A 15,579-nucleotide genomic window follows, 5' to 3' on the forward strand; every position below is an offset into this window, starting at 1 on the left:
CTGGCCGGACCGTATCGCGACCCTCGCGCTAACGCCAGCGCGCGCGCACCTCGTCGCGATGCAGCGCCAGCCACTGCAGGGCGATCACGGCGATGGCGTTGTCGATCTCGCCGTGCTCCAGCATGGTGCGCACTTCAGCGAAGGGCAGGGCCTTCACCAGGATGTTCTCGCCTTCGGATTCCAAGCCGAACACGCCGCCCGCATTCGTCGAGTCGACGTGGCCGACAAGGATCACGCAGCATTCCGAGCAGGCGCCGGGACTGAGGATGACGTCATGGATGGGGATCGTTTCGCGGATCTCGAGCGAAGCTTCCTCGACCGCCTCGCGGCGCGCCAGCTCCTCCGCCGATTCGCCTTCCTCGATGATGCCGGCGACGATCTCCCAAGTGAACGGGTGCCGACCGGCGACATAGGAGCCGGCGCGAAACTGGCGGATCAGCACGACCTCGTCGCGCCGCGGATCGTAGGGCAGAACGGCGGCGGCGGTGCCGCGCTCGAACACCTCGCGCTTCAGGACGGCGCTCTGGCCGCCTTGGTAGAGGCCGTGGCGGAGCTGGTAGCGACTGATGCGGAAGCGGCCCTGGTAAGCCACGACATGGTCGACCAGCTCGACTGTTTCATTGGGCAGGGCGCGCGGCGGCATATCGGCTCCGGATGCAAAAAGGGCCGCCCTCAGTAACGAGAGCGGCCCAGAATTGGCTCCGGGGGCCGGATTCGAACCGGCGACCGATCGGTTAACAGCCGATTGCTCTACCGCTGAGCTACCCCGGATCAAGAACCTCACGTCGGCGCGGCACGCCGGACGGAAGGCGCGGTGTTGTGGCAGAGCGTCCCGAGGCATGCAAGGCCCGAAAGAAGGCCTGGGTCACTCAAAACCCAATGGTCGCTCCCTTCCTTGGGCTTAGCCTATGTTGGAGAAAGCCTGAAAAACAAGGAGTGGATCGGTGCGATGTGGAGGCCTGGGCCGGAATCGAACCGGCATACGCGGATTTGCAGTCCGCTGCATCACCACTCTGCCACCAGGCCGCACGAGGAGCGGCGCTGCTATACCCACGCCGTGCACCAAGGGCAAGCGCCCGCGACCAGAGCGCCTTTGCGCTATCGTGTGCCACCGCTTATAAAATGTCGCGATATCTAGAGGGCAGGGGATGACCGACTTCACGCTCGCGCGCCGCAACATGGTAGAGGGCCAGCTCCGGCCCAACCGTGTGACCAACAGCCAGCTTCTGGCCGTGATCGGCGCGTTGCCGCGTGAAAAATTCCTGCCCGACGGGCTACGCTCGGTGGCCTATTCCGACGACGACGTGCCGTTAGGCGGTGGCCGCTTCCTGATGGAGCCCATGGTGCTGGCGCGACTTATCCAGACCCTGCAACCGCGCGAGACCGACCGCGCGCTGGTGGTGGCATCCGGTCGCGGCTATGGCGCGGCCCTATTGGCACGGCTCGTGAAATCCGTCGTCGCCGTCGAAAGCGACGCCGCCCTGGCTGCCGCCGCGGAGCGCACGGCGCAGGAACTGGGCCTCACCGGCATCGAGCAGAAGGTCGGACCGCTGGAGGCGGGCGCTGCCGCCGCGGGGCCGTACGACGTCATCCTGATCGAAGGCGCCGTGCGCCAGGTCCCGTCGGCGATCCTCGACCAGCTTGTGGATGGCGGCCGGATGGGGACGATCGTCGCCGGCCCGCCGGGCGCACTGGGCAGCGCCCAGCTTTTCGTCAAAGAGGGCGGTGTGGCCTCCGGACGCCCGCTTTTCGATGCCGGAACGCCCGCGTTGCCGGGTTTCGCGCCGCCGCCACGCTTCACCTTCTGATCTTTGCTGCGGGTCAGTTCTAACACTAGGAAATCGAAACTGACCAATGTTAGGCTATCGACCACAAATGAGGGTTCTTGAATGCGTATCCGGCCCAGCTTGAGGCTCGCGCGCGCGACAGCAGTGTGCGCCCTCGCGGTCGGGTTGGGGGCCGCTTCGAATGCTTGGTCGCAGAGCCTGATCGAGGCGCTGTCGACCACGTACAACAGCAATCCCGACCTGCTGGCGAGCCGCGCGCTGCTGCGCCAGACCGATGAATCGCTGGCCCAGGCAGTCGCCAACTGGCGGCCCAGGATCACGCTGTCGCTCGAGTACAACAAGCTCGAGCAGGACTCCTATTCAATCAGGACGACGCCGACCTTCTTCTTCCTGAACGGCCGGTTCACGACACTGCAGCTGGTCCAGCCGATCTTCCGCGGCGGCAAGACCGTCTCGGAGACCAAGACGGCCCAGGCCAACATCCAGGCGCAGCGTGCCGCGCTCGCTGACACCGAGCAGAACGTGCTGCTGGCGGCAACGACGTCCTATGCCGACCTGGTGCAGAACATCGCCATCGCCGATGCCCGCCGCAACAACGTGCGCGTGCTGATCCAGCAGTTGGACGCCACGCGCGAGCGCTTCCGCGTCGGCGAATTGACGATTACCGACGTGTCGCAGGCCGAGGCGCGCCTCGAAGGCGCGCGCGCCGACCTGGTGCAGGCCGAGGCGCAAGTGCGGATCTCCGAGGCTGGGTTCCAGCGCACCATCGGCCAGAAGCCGGGTCGGCTGGGCGAGATGCCCCTGATCGGCGGCCTGCCGGTGAGCGAGGAGGAGGCAATCTCGCTCGCCATGGACATGGGCCCGCGCGCCGTGACGGCCCAGTACCGCATCTCGGCCGCCTCCTACAGCGTCAATACCGCCGTCGGCGACCTGCTGCCCCAGGTCAACCTGGTCGGCGTCATCCAGCAGCAGTTCGACCTGCAGGTCCCGACCGACCGCTACTACACCTACGGCGTGCGCCTGCAGGCAACGGTGCCGATCTACCAGAACGGCAGCGAATGGTCGCGCATCCGCCAGGCCAAGGAGCTGGTGGCGCAGCGCCGCAACGAGCTCGACAGCGCGCGCCGCACGCAGGCCGAGAACGTGATCCGCGCCTGGCGCCAGCTCGATGCGGCGCGCTCGCGCGTCACCTCGTTCGAGGCGCAGGTGCGCGCCAACGAAGTGGCGTTGAACGGCGTGCGCCAGGAAGCACTGGTCGGCTCGCGCACCACGCTGGACGTGTTGAACGCGGAACAGGAATTGCTGAACTCCCAGGTCAACCTGGTGCAGGCGCGGCGCGACACGCAGGTCGCGTACTACGGCGTGCTGGCCGGCATCGGCCGGCTCACTGCGCGCAGCATGGCTTTGCCCGTCGAGTATTACGACGAAGAGCGCTATTATAACGAGGTGGGCTCCCGCTGGATCGGCTGGGGGACCGCCGGTGAGACGCAGGGCCCGCCGCCGGCGCCAGCCCCGACGACCACGACCAGCGGTGGCTTCGGGAGCAAGTGATGGCTGACGCCAAGAGCGCCAACGACCCGTCGATGGATGACATCCTGGCATCCATCCGGAAGATCATTTCCGACGACGAGGCGCGCGCTCAGGTCAGCAATCAGCAGCATGCCGCTCAGCCGAGCGGCCGGCCAGCCGTGACACCGCCGCGTATCGGACCTGAGGGCGAGCCCAAGCTTCACGGCGTCGGCCGCGACGACGTGCTGCTGCTCACCGACCTCATCGAAGAGCCCAAGTCGGCCGTCGTGCCGCCGCCGATTCCCTTGCCGCGCATCGATCCGGTGCGCGCCGCCGAGATGCCGCAGCCCTCGATCGAGCTCGCTCGGCCCGCCGATTCGTCGCTGGTCGGCGGTGGCGCCGCCGGCAGCACGGCCTCGGCCTTCGCCCGCCTCAACCAGGCTGTCCAGGACAGCGTGCCGCCGCCGGCCGCCGCCAATCCCGGTCCAGCGCTCGCCAGCGGCAAGACGGTCGAGGAGCTGGTCAAGGAGACGCTGCGGCCGATGCTGAAGGAATGGCTCGACCAGAACCTGCCGCAGCTCGTCGAACGCTATGTCGAACGGGAGATCGTCCGGCTGACCCGCCGCTAACCCCCAGGCACCGAGGAATCCAACGCCACGGCGCCACCCGTGGCGTTTTTCGTTATAAGGCTCAGAAATGCTCGACAAGACCTACGACCCCAAGGAGATCGAAGCCCGCCTGTACCCGGAATGGGAGCAGGGCGGCGCCTTCCGCGCGCATCCGGAATCGCCCAAGGCGCCCTTTTGCATCGTCATCCCGCCGCCCAACGTCACGGGCAGCCTGCATATGGGCCATGCGCTCGACAACACCCTGCAGGACGTGCTGATCCGCTGGCGGCGCATGAAGGGCGACGACGTGCTGTGGCAGCCCGGCACCGACCATGCCGGCATCGCGACCCAGATGGTCGTGGTGCGCAACCTCGAGCAGGAAGGCATGGGCCTGGCCGTCGAGGGCGCCGAGAGCCGCAACGACGCCAACAAGAAGCTGCTCACCCGCGAGGAATTCTTGGCCAAGGTCTGGGAATGGAAGGCCTACTCGGGCGGCACCATCACCGGCCAGCTGCGCCGGCTCGGCGCCTCGTGCGACTGGAGCCGCGAGCGCTTCACCATGGACGAGGGCCTGTCGGCCGCCGTGCTCAAGGTGTTCGTCGACCTCTACAAGGCGGGCCTGATCTACAAGGACCTCCGCCTGGTCAACTGGGATCCCAAGATGCTGACCGCGATCTCCGACCTCGAGGTCGAATCGCGCGAGGCGAAGGGCCATCTCTGGTACTTCAGGTACCCGATCGAGGGCAGCGACGAGCACATCATCGTCGCCACGACGCGGCCCGAGACCATGCTGGGCGACACCGGCGTCGCGGTGCATCCCGACGATCCCAAGTGGAAGCATCTGATCGGCAAGCATGCCGTCCTGCCGCTGGTCGGCCGGCGAATCCCGATCGTGGCCGATGAGTATTCCGACCCGGAGAAGGGGTCGGGCGCGGTCAAGATCACGCCGGCCCATGACTTCAACGACTTCGAGGTCGGCCGCCGCCATAAGCTCGAGGCGATCAGCATCTTCGACAAGTTCGCGCGCCTGAACGACAAGGCGCCGGAGACGTATCGCGGCATGGATCGCTTCGATGCGCGCAAGAAGGTGGTGGCCGACATGGAGGCGCTGGGCCTCGTCGAGAAGATCGAGCCGCATACCCACACCGTGCCCTACGGCGATCGCGGCGGCGTGCCGGTCGAGCCGTTCCTGACCGAGCAGTGGTACGCCGACGCCAAGAAGCTCGCGCAGGGGCCGATCGCGGCCGCGCGCGACGGCCGCGTGACCTTCGTGCCCGAGCGCGGCCGCGAGGAGTTCTTCCGCTGGATGGAGAACATCCAGCCCTGGACGATTTCGCGCCAGCTGTGGTGGGGGCATCAGATCCCGGCGTGGTACGGCCCGGACAAGAAGATCTTCGTGGCGATGTCGGAAGCCGACGCCAAGGCCGAGGCGCGCGCGCACTACGGCAAGGACGTGGCCCTCGAGCGCGATCCCGACGTGCTCGACACCTGGTTCAGCTCGGCCCTGTGGCCGTTCTCGACGCTCGGCTGGCCCGACGGGACCGAGGCGCTCGCGAAGTACTACCCGACCAACGTGTTGGTGACCGGCTGGGACATCCTGTTCTTCTGGGTCGCCCGCATGATGATGATGGGCATGTACTTCATGAAGGACGTGCCCTTCCGCACCGTCTACCTGCACGGCCTGGTGACGGACGAGAAGGGACAGAAGATGTCCAAGTCCAAGGGCAACGCCATGGATCCCTTGGAGCTCATAGACAAGTACGGCGCCGATGCGCTGCGCTTCACCATGACGTCGCTGGCCGCCAACAATGCCGGCCGGCTGCGCCTCGCGCCGGCGCGCGTCGAAGGCTCGCGCAACTTCGCCACCAAGTTCTGGAACGCCACGCGCTTTGCCGAGATGAACGGCGCGGCGCTGCCGAAGGCGTTCGATCCCTCGTCGGTCAAGCTCACCATCAACAAGTGGGTGCTGGGCGAGCTCGCCCGCGCCAACGCCGCGATCGACGGCGCCATCGCCGACTTCCGGCTGAACGAGGCGGCGAGCGCGCTCTATGAGTTCATCTGGGGCATCGTCTGCGACTGGTACGTCGAGCTCTCAAAGCCCGTGCTGCAGGGCGAGGACGGTCCGGCCAAGGATGAAACGCGGGCCGTCACCGCCTTCGTGATCCGCGAGACGGCCAAGCTCCTGCATCCCGTGATGCCCTTCATCACCGAAGAGCTGTGGGACAAGCTCGGCCATCGCGCCGAGCACGGCATGCTGATCGGCCAGCCCTGGCCGCAACAAGCGCCGACCGATGCCGACGCCGACGCCGAGATCGGCTGGCTGGTGAAGCTCATCTCCGACATCCGCTCGGCCCGCTCCGAGCTGAACGTGCCTGGCGGCGCCAAGCTGAAACTGCTGGTCGTCGGCGCCAACGACACGACGAAGCAGCGCATCGAGACCCATCGCTCCGCCATCGAGTGGCTGGCGCGCATCGAAGGCATCGAGGCCGCGACATCGACGCCGAAGGCCGCGCTGCAGATCGTGGTCGGCGAGGCGACCTATGCCCTGCCGGTCGGCGAGGTCATCGATCTCAAGGCCGAGAGCGCGCGCCTGCAGAAGGAGATCAAGAAGCTGGGCGACGAGATCGCCAAGATCGACGCCAAGCTCGGCAACGCCGCCTTCGTCTCGCGCGCCCCCGAGGAGGTCGTCGAGGAGCAGCGCGAACGCCGCCAGCAGGCCGAGCAGACCCGCGTCCGCCTCAGCGCGGCGCTGAAGCGGTTAGGGGAGTGAGCGCCCGCGCACGCCGGCCGTCAGCGTAGCGGCTTGGTCCACCAGTTCGAGGCGATGGTGAGGTCCGAACGGCGCAGCATCTCGGTCTTGGCGAGATCACGGTCGGCCGAGACCACGACGACCTGCACGCCGCCATGCTCGTGGATCAGGGTCGTCGCATGGGACAGCAGCGCCTCGCCGATGCTGAGCCAGAGGCGGGGCTCGGCCACGCAGAAATCGTCGATCAGCCAGGTGTCGCCACCCGGATCGAAGACCGGAGAGCTGGGGAATTTGCGGGCGATCAGGAAGCCTTCCAGCCGGCTGCCCTCGACGGCGACCAGGAAGTACGTGTCGGGATCGGTCAGCAGCCTGCCGAAGAACGTCTCCGTTGCCGCCGCCGACTTCTCCGCCTTGCGCCAGAAGGTCGGCTGGAATTTCTGGAACTGCCGGCGGCTTCGCTCCATCAGCTCGACGGCTGTCTCGATATCCGTGGTCTCGGCCTTACGGACGTCCACGGGCAGCCACCGAGCCTATGACGCCTTGCGCAGGTCCGGCACGTAGGGCCGGCTGGCGAAGTGCTCCTGGTTGTCGCCACTCGCGAAGCGCAGGCCGGCGCGGCGCAGGGCGTCGTCGTCGACCGCGTCGAGCGGCACGAAAAAGCGATCGTCGCTCTTGATGATCGTGTCGTTGTCGACGCGGTTGTAGCAGATCAGCAAGGTCCAGCGCCGGTTGGCCGAGCGGTTGGCGTCGGAGCGATGGATGGCGTTGCAGTGGAAGATCAGCGCATCGCCCTTGTCAAGCTCGCAATACTCGATCGGGCACTTCTCCAGGATGTGCGGCATGCGCTTGGGATCGACCTCGTTCTGGGTCGGCGACAGCGGCGTGTGGTCGATGCGCCCCAGCCGGTGCGAGCCCGTCGCGATCTGCAGGCAGCCGTTCTCGCGCGTCGTCTTGTCGAGGGCGATCATCACCGAGAGCAGGTCAGGCCTGAGGCAGCCGTTGTAGTACCAGTAGCCGTAATCCTGGTGCCATTCCCAGGCGCCGCCGACCTCGGGCTCCTTGGCCGTGAGCTTGGACTGGTAGTGATAAACCGGTCCGCCCAGCAGCGCGGCCGAGGTGTCGACCATGCGTCGGGAGCGCGCGGCCAGCCCGTAGACGCTGTCGCCGGCGCGATTCCACAGCGCAATGCGTGTCGAACGGCCTTCGCCGTCGCGCCGGTCGAGGATGCTGCCGCGCACGGCGGGATCCTCCTCCATGGCGCGCGTCAGAAGGTCGATCTCATCGGGTGCGAACAGGCCGCGGGCGTAAGTAAAACCCTTTTCGTTGAACTCGGCCGTCTGTGCAGCCGTCAGCATGTTGGGCATGATTTCCTCGAACCTAGACAGGGCGGAAAATGTTGCGGCCATCCTTCTCGCCGACCGCTACTTTACGCCCAAGCTGCTCCTTCGTCAGCATGTCGGCCAGCAGCGCCGGATCGTCGGCCGCCATGGCCACAAATCTCTCGCCCGAGCTGTCGAGGCGGCCGTAGATGTAGCCTTTTTCCGGCGCGGACTTGCCGAAGGTGACGCAATAGGTCTCGATCGTGCCGGTGCCGCTGGGCCTGGTGTTGACCCGTTGCTTCGACCCCGCATCGAGCTCGGCCTGCAGCTTCTTGGGATCCTCGCGCCGCCATGGCCCCTTGGTCGGCTCGGTCGAGTAAAGGCCGGCGGAATGCTTGGTGAGGTAGTTGCCGTTGGCCGTCACCATGCCGAACGACCCGGGCGCCTTGCGCACCACGTTCATCATCTCGGCGATCGAGTGCGTGACGTAGTTGTTGCCCGGCCCGCCGAAGAAGGGGAGACCGCCGGTGACGCTGATCGGGCGCCGATCGTCGTCGGCGATGCCGATCTCCTTCATCGCCACCTCGACCGCCGAGGGGAAGCAGCTGTAGAGGTCGAAGGCCGCCACATCGGCCGCCGTCTTGCCCGCCATGTCGAAGGCCACGCGCGCGCAGCCGCGGATCGCCGGCGAGGCATCGAGCCGCTCGCGCTCGGACACGACCCAGGTGTCGGTGCCGTCGGCGCAGCCGTGCAGGAACACCCAGCGGTCCTGCGGGATGCCCCATTCGCGCGCCTTCTCGACCGACGTCATCAGCACGGCGGAAGCCTGATCGATGATGGCGTTGGAATTCATCAGGCGCGGGTAGGGGAAGCAGATCCAGCGATTATCGTTGGAGATCGTCGCCAGGCGCTCGGCACTGTAGCCCTCCCGGCGCGTCGCCAGCGGATTGGCCTTGGCGACCGCAGCCAGTCGCTCGAACAGCCGGCCCATCGCGGTCATGTGGCTCGCTACGTCGCGCTTCAGCCCGCCGCGGATGGCGTTCTCCAGCAGGGGATAGAAGTGGATCGCGGCCCGAAGGTCGTGCCGTGCCTCCTCGTCGGAGAAGCCGAAGCGCTTGTCGCCGATGCGCGTCGGCTCGCCACCCGGATCCTCGTTGTGGTCGATCTTGAGCCCAGCCTTCCGGGCATTCTGGGTCGAGCGCAGCAGTTCGGCGCCGCAGATCAAGGCCAGCCCGGTCTCGCCGTTCGCGATCTCCTCGGCGAAGCGGTTGACGAGGTACTGGGGCGTGTTGCCGCCCTGATGAGTGTAGATCGACTGGCGCGGCGTGGCGCCGAGGCGGTTGGCGACACTCTTGGGCGGATTGGTGCAACGGCCGAACGGCGAGGCGAAGCGCGGGCTGACGTCGGGAAAGAATTCCAGGACCGCCACCGCATCGAGCTTGCGGCCAAGCGCCTCCGCGCCGATCGCGGCGCCGGTGTCGGCGAGCGCCAGCCGCGCGGCTTCCGCGGCGAAGGCGACATTGGAATGCTCGCTCGACGGCAGGCTGGTGGTGTCGGTGATCTGGCCGCAGCCGACCAGGATGGGCGTCCGTGGATCGATCACTTCACGAGCGCCTTGATCTCGGCCTCGTCGAGGCCGGCTTCCTGCAGGACCTTCTTCGTATGCTCGCCAAGGTCGGCGACCTTGGGCCCGCTCTGCACCGGCGAACCGGAGAAGCGGAACGGCGGCGCCGGCGACTTGTAGCTGCCGCCACTGTCCTCGATGGTGCAGAGCGAGCCGCGATGCTCGACCTGCGCATCCTGCAGGGCCTCGGTGACGGTGAGATAGGGCGAGCAGGGCACGCCGTGCTTCTCCAGCGCGGCCACGCACTCCCTGACTGTAAGCGTCCTCGACCACGCCTCGAATTCGTCGACGAACTGGTCCCAGTTCATGCGCCGGTCGGCGTATTTCTCGAAGCGCGGATCGGTCAGCCAGTCACGCCGGCCGGCGGCCGTGGCCATGTCCTGGAAGGTGCGCTCGCTCGCCGTCGCCAGCATGACGAAGCCGTCCTTCGCCTCGACCGGCCCGTACATCGGCCGCGACGGCATGTCGAAGTCGAACTGTGCGCGGTTGACCTCACCCAGAAGCATGCCGACCAGGGCCTCGAACATCGACACATCGACCATCTGGCCCTTGCCGGTGACGTGGCGCTGGTGCAGCGCGGCCAGAATGCCGCCCAGCGCATAGGCGCCGCTGGCATAGTCGGCGACGAAGATGCCGCAATTGTCCGGCCGCTGGCGACCCTGCTGGTAGACGAGATGCGCCATGTCGTAGCCGGTCGAAGCATGGATCACGGGCGCATAGGCCGGCCGGCCGGCGGCGGGGCCGGTCTGGCCGTAGCCCGAGATGGCGCCGTAGATGATCTTGGGATTGATCTTGGCGAGCTCGGGATAGTCGAGGCCGAGCCGTTTCATGACGCCGGGCCGGTAATTCTCGACCACGATATCGACCGTCTTCACCAGAGCCTTCACCGCCGCGATCGCCTCGGGTTTCTTGAGGTCGAGCACGATGCAGCGCTTGCCGGCATTGAGTTGGCCGAACATGGTGCCGGCGCCGTTGCGCTGCACCGGACGGCTGCGCATCAGGTCGCCCTCGGGCGATTCGATCTTGATCACGTCGGCGCCCATGTCAGCCAAGAGGCGCGTGCAGTGCGGCCCGGCGATGGTGGTCGAGAAGTCGAGCACGCGCACGCCGTGTAGCGGTCTGTTGTTCGCGTCGGTCATTTCAATCACCGGCCAATGAGGATGAGCACGACGCCTCCGATCACCAGGATACTGCCCAGCCATTCGCCGGCCGACGGCCGCTCCTTGAGCACCAGATGCGAGGCGATGAAGGTGAAGACAAGCTCTATCTGGCCGACGGCGCGCACCAGCGCGGCATTCTCCAAGGTCATGGCGAGCGCCCAGCCGGCCGAGCCGAGCACGCTGAAAATGCCGACCCAGATCGACGACCGCCAGTTGACCCAGACCTTGCCGAGCTGCGGGCGGTCGCGCCGCGACAGGTAAAGGCCCATCAACACGACCTGGATAGTGTTCATGCAGGCCAGCACGGTGATGCCGCGCACCCAGAAGTCGCCATCGGGAATGAGCTTGGAGGCTTCGCGGATGGTGCCGGCGGCGATCGCGAAGATCGCCCCCGAGAGCATGCCGTAGAGCGCGCCCTTGTGCGTGAGGTCGGCCAGCACGCTGCGCACATTGGCGAACGAGCCGCGCACGCTCAGGATCGCCACGCCGCCCAGGCAGACCATGATCCCCATCCACGCCAGCAGGTGCAGAGGCTCATGGGAGATGTAGGTGGCGAACAGTGCCACCCACACCGTCTCGGTCTTGGAATAGACCGTGCCGACCGCGTAGTTGCGCAGCGAGAAGGCGTGGATCATCAGCGACGTCGCCACGATCTGGGCGACGCCTGCGATGGTGACCAGGCCGAGGAAGGCAAGCGTGATATGCGGCACCTGCCGGCCGGTGCCGAATACCAGGAAGGCCAGCGCCCCCAGGGCCAGCGGTGCGCCATAAAGATATCGGACGAAGTTGGCGCCATCGACGCTCAGCACGCCACGTATTTTCTGCTGCATCGTCGTGCGGATGTTCTGACACAGCGCAGCGAAGATGGTGATCGGTATCCAGAGCGGCACGTTTCCTCCCGGTCGCCAGTCTAAGGAATTGGCAGGTGTACGTCTGCGGCGTCAATTCCGCGGGTCGAGAGCGACGGCCATGAGAACTTCGTCGTAGTAGCGGCCGTTCTGCTTCAGGGCGTGGACTTCATGTCCGTAGGCGACGAATCCGCAACTGCGATAGAGCCGCTGTGCCGTTTCGTTTTCGGCGACGACGCTCAGTTGCACCAGTTCAACGCGCTCGCGCGCATGAGCGAGAACGGCTTCGACGAGGGGTTTGGCGGCGCCCGTGCCGCGTGCGCTGGGGCGAACGTACATGCCCCACAGGAAGCCCTTGTGGGCCCGCTTGTCTCCGGCCTGCGTGCGGTAGCCGGCCATGCCGAGAAGATCGCTTCCACGGAAGGCCCCGAATACATCCGCCTTCGCCAAAACCTCTTCGAATTGGGCCAGCGATTGCGAGCACTCCTGCTCGAAGGTGCTGCCGAACGCCTCCGGGGCCTGTTGAAGCGCTTCCAGCCGGATCTCCCTGAACAGGGAGGCGTCGGATGGAAGCAGTCGGCGGATCTGGATCTGGGACCTGTCTGTCATTCCAAACTCTATGAATCGGCAGCGACCCTGAGTAAAGTCCGGGCCGTTTTCACAGCAAGTGACCTGGCAGCGAACGCAGGGAGGAAACGAACAATGTCGCGAAGAGCGATAGCACGTCGAAGGGTCGTCACGGCGGCGCTCGCGGCACCATTGCTCTCGTCGGCCGGCTGGGCGCAGGGCGCTTGGCCGACCAAGCCCATCCGCATCGTCGTGCCGTTCAACCCAGGCGGCGCGATCGACGCCCTGGTGCGCGTCATCGCCGACGGTCTGACGGCCAAGCTCGGCCAGCAGGTGCTGGTCGATCCCAAGCCCGGCGCCAATACCATCGTCGGCTCCGAGATCGTCGCCAAGGCTCCGCCCGACGGCTACACCTTCCTGATCACCACCAACTCCACCCACACCAACAACCCGTCGCTCTACGCCAAGCTGCCGTTCGATCCCGCCAAGGACCTGATGCCGGTGTCGCTGGTCTCGCTCGGCACCATTCTGGTCCTGGTCAAGGCCGACGCGCCGTTCAGCGACCTGCGCGGCATGGCCAAGTGGGTGAAGGACCTGGGACGGCCCGCCACCTACGGCAGCTGGGGAATCGGCTCGAGCGGCCATCTCTACGGCTTGATGTTCGAGCAGGCGCTGGGCGGCCACTACAGCCATGTGCCTTATCGCGGCGACGTGCCGGCCATCCAGGACGTGTCGAACGGCACGCTCGACATCACTTGGGCCAGCCCGACCAGCGCCAAGCCGCAGATCGACGCCGGCCGCGTCAAGCCGCTCGCCGTGGCGGGGTCGAAGCGCTCGGCCTCCGTGCCCCAGCTGTCGACCTTCGCCGAGCAGCTCGTTGCCGGCTTCGACCTCAGCCTGTTCGTCGCGGCCTATGCGCCCGCCGGCACGCCGGCCGAGATCGTCGACCGCATGTCGCGCGAGATCAAAGACGTGATCAGAGAGCCTGCGGTCGCCGAGAAGCTGATCGCCCAGGGCCAGACGCCGGTCGGCTCGACACCCAAGGAGCTCAGCGACATGCTGGCGCGCGAGACCCCGATCTGGGCCGAGCTGATCCGCCAGTCCGGCGCCAAAGTGGAGTAACCATGAGTGTCACTGACTTCGGCTCGGCCTATGCGCGCAAGCCGCCCAACTACAACGCCAAGCTGACCGAGGTTGGCCGCGGCACGCCGATGGGCGAGCTCCTGCGCCGCTATTGGCACCCCGCGGGCATCGCCGCCGATGCCGGCGCCACGCCGCGCCCGGTGAAGGTTTTAGGCGAGGAGCTGATCCTGTTCCGCGACGGGCAGGGGCGGGCGGGCCTGGTCTACCCGCGCTGCTGCCATCGCGGCACGACGCTGTACTACGGCAAGATCGAGGAGCGCGGCATCCGCTGCTGCTATCACGGCTGGCTGTTCGACGTCGAAGGCCACTGCCTGGAAATGCCGTGCGAGCCCAACCCGAGCGGGCCGCAATGCCAGCGCGTGCGCCAGCCCTGGTATCCGGTCGAGGAACGCTACGGCCTGGTCTTCGCCTATCTCGGCCCGCCGGAGAAGAAGCCGGTGCTGCCGCGCTACGAGTGCCTCGAGGTGATGGGCCCAGGCGAGTTCGTCGAGGCCGACGATTCAAGCATCGGCAGCGGCGGCATCGTGATTGCGCCGTGCAACTGGCTGCAGCACTTCGAGAACGTGGTCGATCCGTACCATGTGCCCGTCCTGCACGGCACCTTCTCCGGCCCGCAGTTCGTCGAGCAGATGGCGACCTTCCCCAAGGTGAAGTTCGAGTACGGCCCGCGCGGCGTGAAGGCGACCTCGATCCGGCCCGGGCCCAACGGCAAGCGTTTCCGCCGCATCACCGAGGCCATCGTGCCGACCCTGCGCCTGGTCGCCAATCCGCGAGTGGCGCAATACGGCATGGTCGAATCGATCGGCTGGACCCTGCCGATCGACGACACGCACTACCGCATCTATGTCGCCGGCCGGGTGAAGGAGAAGGGCGAGCTCGCCAAGTTCAAGTCGCGCTACAACGGCAAGACCTGGGCCGAGCTCTCGCCGGAGGAGCACCAGCAGTTCCCGGGCGACACCGAGGCGCAGGTCGGCCAGGGCGCCATCACCTTCCACTCCGAGGAGCATCTGATGTCGTCCGACCAGGGCGTGTCGATGCTGCGCCTTTTCCTCCGCAAGCAGGTCGACACCGTCGCGGCGGGCGGCGATCCCGTCGGTGTGGCCTTCGACGAGGAGAGCGCCTACGTGAAGTTCGACGCGGGACAGTTCCTCGACGAAGTCTGATGCTGGGGGCGTCACTGAGGCTACGGGGCGTCGAGCAGCTGGGCGATCTCGTCGAGCAGGCGCGCGCGTCCCTTGTCGGGCCGCTCGAGATGGACGAAGTGCGTCGCCCCGGGCAGCGTGAGCAGCGTCACGCTGCGGGCCCGGCCGGCATCGCGTACGAAGGCATCCGCATCCTCAGGCCGGCTCCAGAAGTCGAGCTCCGATCGCACCACCAGCGTCGCGGCGGTGATGGCGCCGGCGTCGAACAACCGCCGGCCGCTCGCCTGATAGAAGCTGTCCTCGATGGCGCCCAGCGGCGCGCGAAAGGCGGCCGGCGTCCGCGATGGCGAAGTCGGATCGCTGGCCAGCGCGGCCCGTCCATAGGCGTCGGCGACGGCGGGATCGCGCCAGCTTGCCTTGTCCGGGACGGGGATCGAGCGGTCCCAGCCGGGAAACAGCGAGGCGGCATCGTAGATGGCATAGCCGCCGGTGGCCGGATTGAAGCGGTGACGCTGGTTCGGATCGGCGTTGGCTGAGTCGGGACCCAGCGCGGAATGCTGGGTGTTGCCGCCATAGAGTGCATTCAGCGTCACGAGGTGGCTGACATTGTCCGGCCATAGCGAGGCGTAGTAGGCGCACCACATGCCGCCTGTTGCCCATCCCAGCAAGGCTACGCGGTTGGCGCCCGAGCGCTGCTGGACCGCCTGAACCGCGGCGTGGATATCGCGGACGACCTCGTGCGCCCGCGACAGCGGCTTGCTCTCCTTCGCCGGTCGTGACAGGGCGTCGGGGCGATCGGAACCGCCATAGCCGCGGGCATCCATGATGTAGACGACACGCCTCAGGCGCTCCGCCAGATCCGCGCCGAAGGAGCCGCCCGGGACCTCGAGATCGAACGAGGCGAGACCCGGGACACGCGCGCCATGCACCAGGATGAGAGGGGCGCCGTCGCCGGCATTGGCCGGCCTCAGCTCGCGCAGCTGGATGCCCACCCCGTCCGCCGTAGTGACACGAAAGTCGCTGCGTCGAATGTCGGCGGCCAAGGCCGGCGCCGCGGCGCTCGCGAGCATGACACCAACCCCAAGCATCAACAGAACCGTCGACATTCGCCCTCCTGGTCAGG

Annotated in this window: 14 protein-coding genes and 2 tRNA genes; 6 read left to right on the plus strand and 10 right to left on the minus strand. The window is 66.9% G+C overall.

Going from position 1 to position 15,579, the window contains the following annotated elements; genetic code table 11:
• Positions 1 to 28: 28 nt before the first annotated feature.
• The 3 genes from RSO01_RS03200 to RSO01_RS03210 form a co-directional block, all read right to left on the minus strand.
• Positions 29 to 643, minus strand: a complete 615-nt coding sequence (locus tag RSO01_RS03200; protein WP_147146139.1) for an NUDIX domain-containing protein — start codon at positions 641 to 643, stop codon at positions 29 to 31.
• 53 nt (positions 644 to 696) lie between these two features.
• Positions 697 to 771: transfer RNA gene (locus RSO01_RS03205), tRNA-Asn, on the minus strand.
• A 181-nt stretch (positions 772 to 952) separates the two neighbouring features.
• Positions 953 to 1,026: transfer RNA gene (locus RSO01_RS03210), tRNA-Cys, on the minus strand.
• 122 nt (positions 1,027 to 1,148) lie between these two features.
• Here RSO01_RS03210 and RSO01_RS03215 point away from each other — a divergent pair.
• The 4 genes from RSO01_RS03215 to RSO01_RS03230 all read left to right on the plus strand — a co-directional run bounded on the left by RSO01_RS03215 (position 1,149) and on the right by RSO01_RS03230 (position 6,674).
• Positions 1,149 to 1,808 carry a protein-L-isoaspartate O-methyltransferase family protein gene (locus tag RSO01_RS03215; RefSeq protein WP_147146141.1) on the plus strand — a complete coding sequence of 220 codons (660 nt, stop codon included), beginning with the start codon at positions 1,149 to 1,151 and terminating at the stop codon, positions 1,806 to 1,808.
• 81 nt (positions 1,809 to 1,889) lie between these two features.
• Complete coding sequence (locus RSO01_RS03220) at positions 1,890 to 3,338, plus strand: TolC family outer membrane protein (RefSeq protein WP_147146143.1); 1,449 nt, start codon at positions 1,890 to 1,892, stop codon at positions 3,336 to 3,338.
• Entirely contained in the window at positions 3,338 to 3,925 is a 588-nt protein-coding gene (locus tag RSO01_RS03225) for a DUF2497 domain-containing protein (RefSeq protein ID WP_147146145.1), read from the plus strand. The genes RSO01_RS03220 and RSO01_RS03225 overlap by 1 nt, the downstream gene beginning before the upstream one ends.
• A gap of 67 nt (positions 3,926 to 3,992) precedes the next feature.
• Complete coding sequence (locus tag RSO01_RS03230; RefSeq protein ID WP_147146146.1) at positions 3,993 to 6,674, plus strand: valine--tRNA ligase; 2,682 nt, start codon at positions 3,993 to 3,995, stop codon at positions 6,672 to 6,674.
• Positions 6,675 to 6,694: 20 nt separating this feature from the next.
• Here RSO01_RS03230 and RSO01_RS03235 read toward each other — a convergent pair whose 3' ends face one another.
• From RSO01_RS03235 to RSO01_RS03260, 6 genes are read right to left on the minus strand one after another with little or no spacing between them, the layout of a single operon-like run.
• On the minus strand, positions 6,695 to 7,168 hold the full coding sequence (locus tag RSO01_RS03235; protein WP_147146148.1) for a GNAT family N-acetyltransferase: 474 nt from the start codon (positions 7,166 to 7,168) through the stop codon (positions 6,695 to 6,697).
• Positions 7,169 to 7,183: 15 nt separating this feature from the next.
• A complete protein-coding gene (locus tag RSO01_RS03240) occupies positions 7,184 to 8,017 on the minus strand; it encodes a phytanoyl-CoA dioxygenase family protein (protein ID WP_170302813.1) in 834 nt (277 codons plus the stop codon).
• Between the two features lie 13 nt (positions 8,018 to 8,030).
• Positions 8,031 to 9,575, minus strand: coding sequence for an acetyl-CoA acetyltransferase (locus RSO01_RS03245; RefSeq protein WP_147146152.1), 1,545 nt, complete (start codon positions 9,573 to 9,575; stop codon positions 8,031 to 8,033).
• Positions 9,572 to 10,735, minus strand: coding sequence for a CaiB/BaiF CoA transferase family protein (locus RSO01_RS03250; RefSeq protein WP_147146154.1), 1,164 nt, complete (start codon positions 10,733 to 10,735; stop codon positions 9,572 to 9,574). The genes RSO01_RS03245 and RSO01_RS03250 overlap by 4 nt, the downstream gene beginning before the upstream one ends.
• A 5-nt stretch (positions 10,736 to 10,740) precedes the next feature.
• On the minus strand, positions 10,741 to 11,646 hold the full coding sequence (locus RSO01_RS03255; RefSeq protein WP_147146156.1) for a DMT family transporter: 906 nt from the start codon (positions 11,644 to 11,646) through the stop codon (positions 10,741 to 10,743).
• A 51-nt stretch (positions 11,647 to 11,697) separates the two neighbouring features.
• Positions 11,698 to 12,213, minus strand: a complete 516-nt coding sequence (locus RSO01_RS03260; protein WP_147146158.1) for a GNAT family N-acetyltransferase — start codon at positions 12,211 to 12,213, stop codon at positions 11,698 to 11,700.
• Between the two features lie 93 nt (positions 12,214 to 12,306).
• On the opposite strand from RSO01_RS03260, the gene RSO01_RS03265 reads away from it, so the two are divergent.
• Both RSO01_RS03265 and RSO01_RS03270 read left to right on the plus strand, forming a co-directional pair.
• Positions 12,307 to 13,293: a Bug family tripartite tricarboxylate transporter substrate binding protein gene (locus RSO01_RS03265; protein WP_147146160.1), complete on the plus strand. Its 987-nt coding sequence runs from the start codon at positions 12,307 to 12,309 to the stop codon at positions 13,291 to 13,293.
• A 2-nt stretch (positions 13,294 to 13,295) separates the two neighbouring features.
• Positions 13,296 to 14,477 carry an aromatic ring-hydroxylating dioxygenase subunit alpha gene (locus tag RSO01_RS03270; RefSeq protein WP_147146162.1) on the plus strand — a complete coding sequence of 394 codons (1,182 nt, stop codon included), beginning with the start codon at positions 13,296 to 13,298 and terminating at the stop codon, positions 14,475 to 14,477.
• A 20-nt stretch (positions 14,478 to 14,497) separates the two neighbouring features.
• On the opposite strand, the gene RSO01_RS03275 is transcribed toward RSO01_RS03270, so the two are convergent.
• Complete coding sequence (locus RSO01_RS03275; RefSeq protein WP_246158005.1) at positions 14,498 to 15,562, minus strand: alpha/beta fold hydrolase; 1,065 nt, start codon at positions 15,560 to 15,562, stop codon at positions 14,498 to 14,500.
• Positions 15,563 to 15,579 lie beyond the last annotated feature (17 nt).

Origin of the sequence: Reyranella soli (genome assembly GCF_007992495.1) — a bacterium.
In the GTDB taxonomy this organism is placed as follows: Bacteria; Pseudomonadota; Alphaproteobacteria; order Reyranellales; family Reyranellaceae; genus Reyranella; species Reyranella soli.